We start from the raw sequence: 12,832 nt of genomic DNA, 5'->3' as shown, positions 1-12,832 counted from the left end.
ACTATGCAGCTCAGACCCGGATCAATGTACCCCTTGGGTGCCAGTTATGATGGTGCCGGCGTGAATTTCGCGTTGTATTCACAAGTCGCCCAAAAAGTGGAATTGTGCCTGTTCGACGAACAAGACAACGAGACGCGCATCGAAATGACCGAACAGAACTCGTATGTTTGGCACAACTATATTCCCGGACTCCAACCCGGACAACGATACGGCTATCGCGTGTATGGCCCGTACGACCCGGTGCATGGCCTTCGATGCAACCCCAACAAGCTATTGCTCGACCCATACGCCAAAGCGATCGAAGGCAATATCGACGGCGACGAAAGCCTGTTCTCATACTGGTTCAGAAGTCCCGACGACAATTCGGCGATGAACACGCTGGACTCAGCATCGCATACCATGAAATCAGCGGTCATCAACCCATATTTCGATTGGGGCAACGATCAGCATCCATACATTCCTTACCACGATTCGGTAATTTACGAAGCCCATGTGCGAGGTTTGACCAACCTCAATATGGATGTGCCGCCGGATATCCGCGGCACCTATGCAGGCCTTGCCTATCCAAGCGTCATCGAATATCTGAAGAAGCTTGGCGTCACGGCCATCGAACTGATGCCGATCCATCAATTCGTCAACGATTCGTTCCTTCAGGAGAAGGGTCTGTCCAACTACTGGGGATACAACACCATCGGCTTCTTCGCGCCGCACAACGCCTACTCTTCCTCCGGAGAACGCGGTGAACAGGTCAACGAATTCAAATCCATGGTCAAGGCCTATCATCGTGCCGGCATGGAAGTGATTCTCGACGTGGTCTACAACCACACCGCCGAAGGCAATCACATGGGACCTACCTTGAGCTTCAAGGGCATTGACAACGCCTCCTACTATCGACTTGTGGACGGCGATCCGATGCACTACTTTGACACCACCGGCACCGGAAATTCACTGTTGATGCGTTCTCCGCACGCTTTGCAGCTCATCACCGACTCGTTGCGTTACTGGGTCACCGAAATGCATGTGGACGGCTTCCGCTTCGATCTGGCGGCCACTCTGGCCCGCCAGTTCCAGGAAGTAGACAAGCTGTCCGCGTTCTTCGACATCGTGGAACAGGATCCGGTTATCTCTCGCGTCAAGCTCATCGCCGAACCATGGGATTTGGGCTCCGGCGGCTATCAGGTAGGCGGCTTCCCCTCCAGCTGGTCCGAATGGAACGGACGATTCCGTGATACCGTCCGTGACTTCTGGCGCTCCCAGCCATCCACGTTGCCGGAATTTGCCTCACGACTCATGGGCAGCTCCGACCTGTATCAGGTCAACGGCCGCCGACCGGTGGCGTCCGTGAACTTCATCACCGCGCACGATGGATTCACGCTTAACGATTTGGTGAGCTACAACGACAAACACAACGCGGCCAATGGCGAGGGCAACAGGGACGGCGAATCCAACAACCGGTCCTGGAACTGCGGTGTGGAAGGCCCCACGAATATTCCGGACGTCAACGATCTGCGCCAGCGTCAAATGCGCAACATGTTCGCCACGCTATTGCTCAGTCAGGGCATTCCGATGATCTGCGGAGGCGACGAGGTTTGCCGCACCCAGCAGGGCAATAACAACGCCTACTGTCAGGACAACGAAATTTCCTGGACCAACTGGAACCTGAACAAGGATCAGAAGGAGATGCTGAAATTCGTCTCCCGTCTGGTCCATTTGCGCCTGGATCATCCGGTATTGCATCGTCGTCGATTCTTCACCGGTCGTGAACCGGGAGACGATTCCAATACGATCCCACAGGTCGAGTGGTTCGACCATACCGGTTCCATCATGGATATGGAGGATTGGCAGAATACGCATGCCTTCTCCATGATGATCTACCTCAACGGTTCCGACATTCCGGAAGTCGATTGGTACGGCAACCGAATGGTCGATAACGATTTCATCCTTATCTTCAACGCGCATTATGAACCGATTATGTTCACGTTGCCGGATGAGCGGTATGGCCGCAAATGGGAACTCATCGTGGACACGCATAATCCCAATGGTCCGGAGTTGAGTTATGAGGCCGGATTCATGATTACCGCACCGTCCAGAAGTTTCCTGATGCTGATGAGCGCCAAGAAGCCGAAGAAGAAGTTGTTCGGCTCCGCGACGGATTGAACGGGCTGAGTCTCGGATATGGATGGGTCTTGTCACGGCTGTCTATCGATGCCGTGACAAGACCCATCTTGTTTTTGTTTTACTGACGAGCAGTTTACGGTGATGAAGGTCTTGCCCAGATGCGTTTGCGTCTTCCGCTATGTGCAGGAAAAGCATCTGCATCGGGAACGGGGAAGTGGGGGAGAGAACGCCGCTTGGTGGAAGTCTACCGGTCTGCTGCGATACGCGACTCGATCGGAGTTCCCGCAGGGGTGTCCGTCAAACCGTTTTCCAGCATTTGCGCGTGGAGCAGCTGTGCCGCGACTCGATCGGCTTCAATGGCCGCGATCTGGCGTGAGAATACGATGAACCATCCCAAGAACATAAGACCGGCCAGCGCTTCCACATTGGTGAGCGTATTATGGCCCATCATCATGTTGGCCCAGAATCCTGCACACACCAATGCCGCAAGATCGGAGGCGACCATCACTGCTTTGGACAGGCGCGGCGCAAGCCATGGCAGGAACACAAACAGGATCAGCATGACAAAGGGCAGACCCTTGGCGCATATGTTATGCAGGAGATTGTGCGGCGTGTATCGGAATACGCCGATGCCGATGAATGCCAAGCCGGATATGGTGAGCAGCACCGAAAGAATGGTGGTACGCGCCATGAAATGTGGGATGTCATAGCCGCGATTCGGGTCTTTGTTGGTGCGATCGTGCCAGAGTCGCTGCAGACGTTCGGTGGTCACCAGTTCGGATATGGCAAAGTAGCTGACGATGATGATGCAGGTTCCCGCCAGCATAAGCGTCGAATTGAACATGCGGGCGGCGAATGTGGTACGGTCGCCGAGCTGGGAGAAGTTGTTGTGATACCAGTAGGGGTCGTCGGTGGTCATGCCGGCGGTGGCTACACCGGAGACAACGAAGAACGGCAAGAGGCTGGCCAATGTTTTGGCGTTCATAAGCTCAGCCTGGACGAAGGTCATATAGCCCACAACGCCGGAAAAACCTGCGCATATGCTGGAGATGTATCCGGCAAAAATGGCGTTGCCCATCATGTCGTTCACGGCACCCATCAACGCGAACGAGGAAAGGAATATCGTGGCTGCATACACTACTGAAAGAGCTACGATCTCCACGATGCGCCGAATCGGTGCCAACCACCCGTTGTTGAGATTCAGGGAACGGGATTTGCTGGCGTAACCGATAATGAACGAAATGACGCCGCAGCCGGCAACAATGCCCGAGCAGACCATGAATCGACGTTGGGTGAGCTGCCAAATGGCCGGCGCATATTCCATATAGGCGTTCATGGATACGGCACCGATCGCGGCGCAAAACAGGAATGAGACCAAACCGTAGGTTTCGGCGCGTTGATGCCTTCCCATGCGTGCTCCTCCTCATATCCATCCGGCCCTACGGACACTCTTTCGACTGACAGACCGTCCAGCCGACTGATGGAACCTTGTATGGACTCCTCATCGGACCCGGCTGAACTACGACTTTACATCAGTTCGGCAATATGTCTTTGCGGCATTGAGACACGCCGAAAACATGAAGTATGCAGGTTTCATGCATGCATTTGCCGTGCGACCCGTTCGACTCAATATGACATTCTACCCTTATTCAGGTTTTGAACGTGTCGTAGTCCGTACATGCGATACAATAGTGGCTTGTGCCGTTGACTCAGCATTGCGGCAATGGCAAACGGGCTATAGCGCAGTTTGGTAGCGCGCCTGCTTTGGGAGCAGGATGTCGTGGGTTCAAATCCCGCTAGCCCGACCGAAACCCCTACTCCCGCTTGGAAAGTAGGGGTTCTGTTTTTTGTCTGGCTTGAGATGATTCATCCGATTTGATTCGATGACCGCAACAAAGGGCCAAAGAGACTCCGCCGGTGCCTGATCATCGACAGCCTGCGTCAGGATTCCTGGGAAATGGATTTGGTCGACGATCGCACATCCATAAGCGACAATTTCAGAAGCGAAGAGCAGACGCTAGGCTATGAATCGCAGGTAAGTGCGGTCGTCGAACGACTCCTGACCGGGAACGAAACCTTTGGTAGTGCGATAGTCTCGGATGAGTTGCGGATCATCATGGCGCAGACGTTCTAATTCGCGTTCCGATTCGACAAGCGTCGTTTGCAGCAGAGGATAGCCGTCCGAGGCGAGTACTACTTCGTCGCCGGGGTGCACTGGAACCGTTCGAATCGGATACGTGGGATCGGTGAATCCGTCGAAAACAAAATACCCGTACATGCCGGTTTTGTTCGCAAACTGCGATTGCAGACGCAGAAACGGCAGTATCATGTCGCGCGCCGGATCATCGACTTCACCCTTTGTCCGCAAGTCCTTACCGTTGTCGAACGGCTGCGCATCCCCGTTATCCAACGATGCATGGTTTTTCTCTTGCACCGTCAACGCTTGAGCGGCGAACGATCGCAGTTCGCCGAGCAGTTCATCCACACGCTTCACCGTCGGCGTCTGCATGCCGTTCACCATGATCTGGCAGTCACCGAACAGCCACGCCTCATGCCGATACGCACTGTAAATAACCGCATTCGCCTGCAGACGCTCCCATGGCTCATGTTCGAACAGCGATGCATCGGCACCTGTGCCGTACTGCATTCGCAAGCATGCGTCCAGCTTCACCTGCACCTGCCGCATTGCTGCGTCCGCAGACAATCCGGCAATAGCGTTCATCAGTATGTTCTTCGCGACGACTCCACCGCTCGGCCGCCATACATGGCGTACGCTTTTGCTGGTCACACCATCCACCACGGCTGCGAAATCATCGGTGACAATCAGCCCATCCTCATTCAACGACTGATCGTCCCGCTTGCCCCGGCAGAAACGTTCAATCACTCGCATGCCCATAACCATAGCGCGAAAGCGGACGCCTGGCCGCCGTTTTTCACCGAAACCGATACGATAAAGCACATGAGTGAAACGAACAACCTACAACTGTGGCCCGCACCAACGGCGAACGGGCCACTCGACGCAACCGTCACCATTCCCGGCAGCAAGTCGCTGTCCAACAGGTATCTCATTCTCGCGGCTCTCGGTTCCCAGCCGGTTACGCTCGTCGGTTTGCTGCGCTCGCGAGACACCGAACTCATGATGGGAGCACTCGCCTCTCTCGGTGTACGCTGTGATATCGATCCGGATAACGAAACCACTGTTACCGTAACACCTCCTGCAGGTGGCCGATTCCAGGGGAATGGTAATGTCTATTGCGGCTTGGCTGGTACGGTGATGCGCTTCGTACCCGGACTTGCGCTGTTCGCCGATGGGCCGGTACATTTTGACGGTGATGAGCAGGCGTATGCCCGTCCGATGAAACCCGTGCTTGACGGGCTGGAACAACTTGGCGCAACCGTTGATTATCACGGCGAAATAGGACGGCTGCCGTTTACCATTACGCCGCCTACTGTGCTTCCGGCGGATCGCGTCCAAGTCAGCATTGATTCCTCTGGCTCTTCGCAGTTCATTTCCGGATTGTTGCTGATCGGATCCCGTCTGCCCGGCGGATTGACATTGCAGCATACGGGGGAGAAGACACCAAGCCTGCCGCATATTCGTATGACTGTTGCCGATGTGAACGGTGCCGGCGGACATGCGCTCGCCGACGAGGACTCCCGTGTGTGGAAGGTAAAGCCGGGTGCGTTGCAGTTGCCCGAACGTGTGGTCGTGGAACCGGATCTATCAAATGCGGCGCCGTTCTTAGGAGCTGCACTGATTGCCGGTGGCACCGTGCGTGTGCCGCATTGGCCGGTCGAAACGACCCAGCCGGGTGGACTGTTGCCTGGTTATTTGGAGCGTATGGGGGCAAAGGTCGCATTCCCTGAACAGGACGGCATTCGCTACTGCGAAGTGACGTCAGATGGATCTATCCATGGTCTTGACGATTTTGATTTGACTGCAGCCGGCGAGATCGCGCCATCCTTGGCAGCGATTCTTGTATTTGCCGACAAGCCAACAAGTATGATCGGCATTGGACATCTACGCGGGCATGAGACGAATCGGCTTGAAGCGTTGGTCACTGAGATCAGACGTATCGGGGGAGCAGCCCGCGAGCTGCCTGATGGCATTGCATTTACGCCGGTGCCAAGGGCATCTCTGCACGGTGCGGTGATGGAATCGTACGCCGATCATCGTATGGCCACGTTTGCTGCGATGATCGGACTGGCGGTGCCTGGCATACAAATCGTCAATGTGGCGACTACACGCAAAACGTTGCCGGACTTCGTTGGCATGTGGAACGGCATGCTGGGGAAGTAGTCCACGATAATTAAGGAAAGACCCTGATGAATCCTGTCGGAATTCATCAGGGTCTTTACGTTAGCGAATCAGCGGTAGGTGATTCACTTGGCGAACTTGTTGCCATACGTATCCTCGCCGGCTTCCGCGATGGCAGCGGACTTGCGGGCGATGGCCAGCTCCTCGTTGGTCGGGATCACGGCGATGATCACGGAGGAATCCGGGGCGGAGATGATACGCGGTTCCTTGGAACGGGTGGCGTTCTTTTCCTCATCCAGCTTGACGCCGAACGGAGCGAGCTTGTCGCACACCATCTTGCGCACGATGTCGTCGTTCTCGCCAACACCAGCGGTGAAGGTGATCACGTCACAGCCGCCCATCTGGTAGGTGTAGTTGCCGATGTAGCTGACGATACGGTGCACGTAGACATCCAGAGCCAGCTTGGCGTCCTCGTTGCCTTCGGCCACCAGACGGTGGACTTCACGCAGATCGCCGAAGCCGGTCATACCCATCATGCCGGAACGCTTGTTGAACAGGGCATCCAGCTCGTCCACGTTCATGTGGGCGTTACGAATCAGGTGGAAGACCACAGCCGGATCGATGTCACCGGTACGGCCACCCATAACCAGGCCCTCGAGCGGGGTCAGGCCCATGGAGGTCTCGACCGGCTTGCCGGAGATCTCAGCAGAAGCGGAAGCGCCGTTGCCGATGTGCAGAACGATCTGCTTGAGGCCTTCAGCCGGCTTGCCGATGACTTCCGGAACCACGGAGGAGATGAACTCGTGGGAAGTGCCGTGAGCGCCGTAACGACGGATGTGGTACTGGTCGGCGATCTCCTTGTTCAGGGCGTAGGTGCTGGCAGCCTTCGGCAGCTGGAAGAAGAAGGAGGAGTCGAAGACGAAGATCTGCGGAACGTCCGGCAGCAGAGCACGCATGACTTCAGCGCCCTTGGCTTCAGGGCCGTTGTGCAGCGGGGCGAGCACAGCCAGATCCTTGACCTGGTTGATGGTCTTGTCGGTGACCAGAGCCGGCTTCGGGAAGATGGAACCACCCTGCACCACACGGTGACCGACGGCGACGATGCCGGCGTCGGACAGCTTCGGGCCGTACTCCTCGAAGAAGCCGAGAACGCGCTTCAGACCCTGCTCGTGGTCGTGAATCGGCTCTTCAAGCTCATGCTTCTCGCCGTTGTACTCGTGCTTGTAGTGGCCGTCGATCGGTTCGCCGATCTTCTCGACCAGACCGGAAGCCAGGCCTTCGCCGGATTCGAGGTCCACCAGCTGGTACTTGATAGAGCTGGAACCGGAATTGATGACAAGGACGGTTTTCGCCATTGTGGGCATCCTCCATTGTGATATATTTCAGTCCCGCGAATACGCGGGTTACCGATGATTAGATTACTCGCTAGTTGCTACAAAATGCGGTTCTTTGCATAAGAAAGAGCCACATTGCATGTTTGATTGCAATTGGACCGTGGGAAGTTTGGGGATGCGATGCTGGACACACTCAAGGCCGTTCGGCCAAGCTTACGGTCCCGCATCGCATCCCCAAACTTCCCATTCTGCCTCAGAAATGTTACCTAGGCAATTAGTTGATGATGCAGAACGGTCACTGGGCTTCGATGGCGGTCAGGGCTATGGTGTTGATGATGTCCTGCACCAGAGCGCCGCGGGACAGGTCGTTGACCGGCTTGTTCAGACCTTGCAGTACCGGGCCGATGGCGAGGGCTCCGGAAGAGCGCTGCACCGCCTTATACGCGATGTTGCCGGCGCACAGGTCCGGGAAGACGAACACGTTGACGTGTCCGGCCACATCGTTGCCCTTGGCCTTGGTAGCGGCGACGGTGGGTGACCAGGCTGCATCGAACTGGATGGAACCGACCACCGGCAGATCCGGGGCCTTCTCCTTAAGCAGCTTCGTGGCTTCTTCGACCACATCCACATCGGGGCCCTTGCCGGAGCCGAGCGTGGAGTAGGAGAGCATGCCGACCTTCGGATCAATGCCGAAAGCGCGTGCGGTTTCGGCGGACTGCAGAGCGATTTCGGAGAGCTGCTCTGCATCCGGGTTCAGATTGATGGCGCAATCGGCGAATACGGCCACATGGTCCTTGAAGCACATGAGGAATGCGCCGGACACCAGTTTCTGGCCGGGCTTGGTCTTAATGACCTGCAGGGCCGGGCGTACGGTGTTAGCGGTGGAATTCACGGAACCGGACACCAATCCATCAGCGTAGCCGAGCACCACGAGCATGGTACCGAAGTAGCTGGCATCAGTCAGCTGCTTGCGGGCCTGTTCTTCGGTCATGCCCTTCTTGGCGCGCAGCTCGCATAGCTTGGCGACCATCGGTTTGAGAATAATCTCGTCATCCATGGCTTGGAACCGCGCGCGCTCCAGATAATTGAGACCGAGTTCCTTGCCCCGAGCCAGAATGGATTCCTTGTTGCCGACGATGATGAGGTTCACGATTTCGCGTTCCAGCAGGTAATCGGCCGCCTTGATAATGCGGTCTTCCTCACCTTCGGGCAGCACGATGGTCTTTTTGTTGCTTTTGGCCTTGCCGAGCAGACTGAACTGGAAAGCATACGGAGTGGTAGGAGCGGTGACCTCCACATCAAGTGCGGCGAGCACCTCCTCGGTGGGGGCGTTCTTCCGGAAAGTCTCCAAAGCGAGATCTTTGGAAGAACCGTCGGTGAAGGACACCTGTGGAATCGTCCAGACCGGCAGTCCGTATTTGGCCAATGTCTCCTTGACGGATACGGCATGGCGCGGCTCACAACCAGTCACGAAGATGCCGAGTACTTTGTTGCCGGCGGCTTCCATGCCTTCGATGGACAGCTGAACGGTCTCATCCAGTTCATGAGGCCAGCGGTCGATGGTGCATACGGCCAAGAAGACACCGGCCTGCAGATCCGCGGCCACATTGGCGTTGAATTCGTAGCTGGTCGGGTCGTTCACGTGTGACTTGTCAGTGCCTACGATCAGTGCCGCATCCGCGCGGGCGACATCCATCGCGTCGTTGAAGGCTCCGATGATGTCTCCGCGAGCGGTGTTCTTATCGGCACGTACTTTGTGCACGTCGAGACCGGTAGACAGAGCTACGCCAAGCCCGGCGTTCGATGCGGAAAGCAATACCGGCGTGAAATCATCATGATTGGACACCGCCGGGCGGAATACGATGGTCTTGTACTTCGAGGTCAGCGCATTGAGCACGCCGTAGGCCACGACGTTGCGGCCATTGGCGCCTTCAGGACTGGCAATATATACACGGGTGACGGTCACGATGTTTGTCTCCTTTGATAAATAACACTGTCAGGACCACCCCTCATTGTAATGGCTTCGACAAGGGAATCAGTGTTATCGTTTACGCAGGTGTCGTGATTCACCGGCTGCTATGCGGGAGGAATGCGTCATGGTGACGGATTAGCAAAAGGCCGGTACTAACAAGCACCGGCCTTTCATCTGTGGAGCTAAGGGGATTCGAACCCCTGACCCTCTCCATGCCATGGAGATGCGCTACCAGCTGCGCTATAGCCCCGTAATTCAGTTATCGATTCGTTGGAATCGGGGGAGACCGTGGTCTCTTCGTGGAGCTAAGGGGATTCGAACCCCTGACCCTCTCCATGCCATGGAGATGCGCTACCAGCTGCGCTATAGCCCCGTAATTCAGTTGTCAGTCCGTTTCGGACCTCGTATACATTACCCCGGAGGTCCGAAACAGGCAACTATCGGTGTGTCGCGTGTTTCGTAATGGCCCTGCAACAGTGCGACACACCAATGATTGCAACGCTTTTCAGCGCTCCCGCTCCCACTCATCCGTATCGGCGATGGCCGGTCCGTGATTGTAGTCCATCAGCCGCCATCGCGTGGACTGCCGGGCCGTACCATCCGGCGCGGTCTCGCTGACATCCATCGGCACCAATCGCACCCAATGCGCATTACGCATGGAAACGACGGATGCGAACGTTGAATCGATACGACTTAAGCCCAACAGTGTTTGCAACGTCTGAGCGATCCATGCGCCGTGCGAGAACACGAATAGATCCGTATCGTCGCCGGCGCGGGTAGACCAATCCATCAATGCTTCAACGCCACGTGAGCCGACATGCTCTTTCGGCTCGGCGCCGTATTTGAGCTCGCCGCCGCGATGCTCCATCCATGAACGGAAATCCTCGGGATAACGCTCCGACAATTCGCTTACGGCATGTCCATCCCAGTCGCCGAAACTGCGTTCTCTGACACGCGGATCATCATGGACCTCGATGCCCGCTTCGCTGCCGCCCAACACATCGGCAAAGGCCTGCGCGGTGGCGTGCGCACGGGACAGGTCTGAACACACGATAATGCGTCGGTCGTTTTGCGGCCGAGTGTCTACATACAGCTTTTTCAGCGCCGAAGCGGTCTGACGCACCTGCCACTCGCCCACGGAATCCAGCGGGATATCCACCTGCCCCTGCAGCTTATGCGCGGCGTTGTAGGAAGTGCGTCCATGACGAATCAGAAAGATCGAGCGAACGTGTTGTACTGCCATCCGTGTTTTCCTATCAGTCAATGGCGGCCATCGGCTCGTTGCTGCGGACTGCGTCGGAAAGCGAACGTTCTTCTGGATGAGCGAGCTGCAGATCGATGGACGCACAGTCCTTCCACAGACGTTCAAGACCGTAGAATTCGCGTGACTCCTCATGCATGACATGAACCACGAAATCGCCGTAGTCGAGCAGTACCCACTGTCCTTCGGTCAAGCCTTCGCGAGAACGTGGCTGACGGCCGTCGCATTTGAGATACAGATCTTTTTCGATTTCTTCGGCCACCGCCAAGACCTGGCGTTCGTTGGAGGCCCCGGCAATCATCATGATATCGGTGATACCCAGTAAATCCGCTACATCGAAGGCTACGATATCGGTGGCCTTGATACGGTCGGCAGCTTCAGCGGCCACGCGGACCGCGTTGATTGAGTCTTGCAATGCCGGCACGATTCAGCGCTCCCAAGCGGGCTTCCAGCCCTCGACGTTATGCTGCGTGTTCTCGGAGTAGACCATCGTGTCGCTGGGCACGGCGTGACGTACCACAGAGCCGGCACCGGTGGTCACATTGTCTCCCACCTCGACCGGAGCCACGAACAGATTGCCGGCACCGACATGACATCCGGCACCGATAACGGTGCGGTTCTTATGCACGCCATCATAATTGGCGGTAATGGTGCCGCCTCCGATGTTGGTATGTTCGCCGAGCTGAGCGTCACCTATATAGCTCAGATGAGGAACCTTCGTACCGTTGCCGATATGGGCTTTCTTCATTTCCACGAACGCGCCGGCCTTGGCGTCTTCGCCGAATTCGTTGCCCGGACGCAAATAAGTCCAAGGGCCGATGTTGGTACGGGCTCCGATATGCGACTCCTGAACGCGGGAACGTTCAACGGTGGCACCGTCGTCTATCACTGCGTCGATAAGCGTGGTGTAGGGGCCGACTACAGCATCCTGTCCGATTACCGTGTGACCTTGCAGGAAGCAGCCGGGCAGAATAGTGGCATCGCGGCCGATCTGCACATCGTCTTCGATCCATGTAGTCTCCGGATCGAGAATGGTCACTCCCTCGCGCATCCAGTGTTCGCAGACACGTCGGTTGTATGTCTTGGACAATGCGGACAGTTGCACTCGGTCGTTTACACCTTCGACAGTCAACGGGTCGGGTGCGGTGAAGGCGCCGACCTTGCCGGCGGAGCGGGCGGTTTCCAAGGCATCGGTGAGATAGAACTCGCCCTGCGCGTTATTGGATTTGAGATCGGCGATGGCCTGAACCAACAAAGCCGCGTCGAACACATACACGGAGGTGTTCACCTCTTGAACTGCCAACTCACTGCGATTGGCGTCCTTCTGCTCCACAATACGCAGTACATTGCCTTCGCGATCACGGATGATGCGGCCGTACCCAGTGGGATCATCAAGGATGGTGGTCAGGACGGTGGCACCATTGCCGGAAGCAGAATGGAAATCGACTAGTTCACGTAGTGTGCGGCTGTCCAGCAGCGGCATATCGGAAGCTGCGATCAGCACCGGGCCATTGAGCTGACCCTGATCGGCGAGTTGGGCCATCGCACATTGCACGGCACGACCGGTGCCGGGAATATCATCCTGATTGACGATGGCGACATGTTCATTGTAGGAACGCGCCGCTTCGGATACTCGTTCAGCTTGGAAATGAACGACAACGGCCAGTGTGTCCGGCTCCAGCGCCGCGACTGAATCCATAACTCGATTCAGGAAGGTTTTTCCGGCGAAAGTGTGCAGCACCTTCGGTTTGTTGGAGCGCATGCGTGTGCCTTCGCCAGCGGCGAGCACAATGGCAGCAGATAATGCCATAACGGACATATTCCCTTCGTTTGGAATACCAGTAATTGAATCATCTCAAAACAATAGACGGCCGCCCGGATGTCCGGAC

At 56.5% G+C, this 12,832-nt stretch carries 9 protein-coding genes and 3 tRNA genes; 3 read left to right on the top strand and 9 right to left on the bottom strand.

Going from position 1 to position 12,832, the window contains the following annotated elements:
- Positions 1-24 precede the first annotated feature (24 nt).
- Positions 25-2,157: a glycogen debranching protein GlgX gene (glgX, locus tag G1C97_RS05925; RefSeq protein ID WP_169241089.1), complete on the top strand. Its 2,133-nt coding sequence runs from the start codon at positions 25-27 to the stop codon at positions 2,155-2,157.
- A 205-nt stretch (positions 2,158-2,362) separates the two neighbouring features.
- Here glgX and G1C97_RS05920 read toward each other — a convergent pair whose 3' ends face one another.
- Complete coding sequence (locus tag G1C97_RS05920; RefSeq protein ID WP_169240980.1) at positions 2,363-3,529, bottom strand: ABC transporter permease; 1,167 nt, start codon at positions 3,527-3,529, stop codon at positions 2,363-2,365.
- Positions 3,530-3,849: 320 nt separating this feature from the next.
- Between G1C97_RS05920 and G1C97_RS05915 the strand changes: the two genes are divergently transcribed.
- Positions 3,850-3,923, top strand: a tRNA-Pro gene (locus G1C97_RS05915).
- Positions 3,924-4,135: 212 nt separating this feature from the next.
- Here the strand turns inward: G1C97_RS05915 and G1C97_RS05910 are convergent.
- Positions 4,136-5,008 carry a hypothetical protein gene (locus G1C97_RS05910; RefSeq protein WP_205832541.1) on the bottom strand — a complete coding sequence of 291 codons (873 nt, stop codon included), beginning with the start codon at positions 5,006-5,008 and terminating at the stop codon, positions 4,136-4,138.
- A gap of 69 nt (positions 5,009-5,077) precedes the next feature.
- On the opposite strand from G1C97_RS05910, the gene aroA reads away from it, so the two are divergent.
- A complete protein-coding gene (gene aroA / locus G1C97_RS05905; protein ID WP_169240979.1) occupies positions 5,078-6,418 on the top strand; it encodes a 3-phosphoshikimate 1-carboxyvinyltransferase in 1,341 nt (446 codons plus the stop codon).
- Between the two features lie 83 nt (positions 6,419-6,501).
- Here aroA and G1C97_RS05900 read toward each other — a convergent pair whose 3' ends face one another.
- The 7 genes from G1C97_RS05900 to glmU all read right to left on the bottom strand — a co-directional run bounded on the left by G1C97_RS05900 (position 6,502) and on the right by glmU (position 12,753).
- Positions 6,502-7,731 carry an acetate/propionate family kinase gene (locus G1C97_RS05900; RefSeq protein ID WP_169240978.1) on the bottom strand — a complete coding sequence of 410 codons (1,230 nt, stop codon included), beginning with the start codon at positions 7,729-7,731 and terminating at the stop codon, positions 6,502-6,504.
- Positions 7,732-8,005: 274 nt separating this feature from the next.
- Complete coding sequence (gene pta / locus G1C97_RS05895) at positions 8,006-9,676, bottom strand: phosphate acetyltransferase (RefSeq protein WP_169240977.1); 1,671 nt, start codon at positions 9,674-9,676, stop codon at positions 8,006-8,008.
- A 183-nt stretch (positions 9,677-9,859) separates the two neighbouring features.
- Positions 9,860-9,932, bottom strand: a tRNA-Ala gene (locus G1C97_RS05890).
- Between the two features lie 50 nt (positions 9,933-9,982).
- Positions 9,983-10,055: transfer RNA gene (locus G1C97_RS05885), tRNA-Ala, on the bottom strand.
- A 132-nt stretch (positions 10,056-10,187) separates the two neighbouring features.
- Complete coding sequence (locus tag G1C97_RS05880) at positions 10,188-10,925, bottom strand: histidine phosphatase family protein (RefSeq protein ID WP_169240976.1); 738 nt, start codon at positions 10,923-10,925, stop codon at positions 10,188-10,190.
- A gap of 13 nt (positions 10,926-10,938) precedes the next feature.
- Positions 10,939-11,367 carry a ribosome silencing factor gene (rsfS, locus tag G1C97_RS05875; RefSeq protein ID WP_169240975.1) on the bottom strand — a complete coding sequence of 143 codons (429 nt, stop codon included), beginning with the start codon at positions 11,365-11,367 and terminating at the stop codon, positions 10,939-10,941.
- Positions 11,368-11,370: 3 nt separating this feature from the next.
- Positions 11,371-12,753: a bifunctional UDP-N-acetylglucosamine diphosphorylase/glucosamine-1-phosphate N-acetyltransferase GlmU gene (gene glmU / locus G1C97_RS05870; protein WP_169240974.1), complete on the bottom strand. Its 1,383-nt coding sequence runs from the start codon at positions 12,751-12,753 to the stop codon at positions 11,371-11,373.
- Positions 12,754-12,832 lie beyond the last annotated feature (79 nt).

The sequence above is a fragment of the Bifidobacterium olomucense genome (assembly GCF_012932375.1).
Lineage (GTDB): Bacteria > Actinomycetota > Actinomycetes > Actinomycetales > Bifidobacteriaceae > Bifidobacterium > Bifidobacterium olomucense.
Note: the sequence above shows the minus strand (reverse complement) of the source record. Positions and strands in the feature narration are given on the sequence as shown.

What these genes read in the sequence shown, in the direction of transcription:
- glgX (WP_169241089.1), top strand. Translation starts at nt 25, where the DNA reads ATGTACCCCTTGGGTGCCAGTTATGATGGTGCCGGCGTGAATTTCGCG.
- G1C97_RS05920 (WP_169240980.1), bottom strand. Translation starts at nt 3,529, where the DNA reads ATGGGAAGGCATCAACGCGCCGAAACCTACGGTTTGGTCTCATTCCTG.
- G1C97_RS05900 (WP_169240978.1), bottom strand. Translation starts at nt 7,731, where the DNA reads ATGGCGAAAACCGTCCTTGTCATCAATTCCGGTTCCAGCTCTATCAAG.
- aroA (WP_169240979.1), top strand. Translation starts at nt 5,078, where the DNA reads ATGAGTGAAACGAACAACCTACAACTGTGGCCCGCACCAACGGCGAAC.
- G1C97_RS05880 (WP_169240976.1), bottom strand. Translation starts at nt 10,925, where the DNA reads ATGGCAGTACAACACGTTCGCTCGATCTTTCTGATTCGTCATGGACGC.
- G1C97_RS05910 (WP_205832541.1), bottom strand. Translation starts at nt 5,008, where the DNA reads ATGCGAGTGATTGAACGTTTCTGCCGGGGCAAGCGGGACGATCAGTCG.
- glmU (WP_169240974.1), bottom strand. Translation starts at nt 12,753, where the DNA reads ATGGCATTATCTGCTGCCATTGTGCTCGCCGCTGGCGAAGGCACACGC.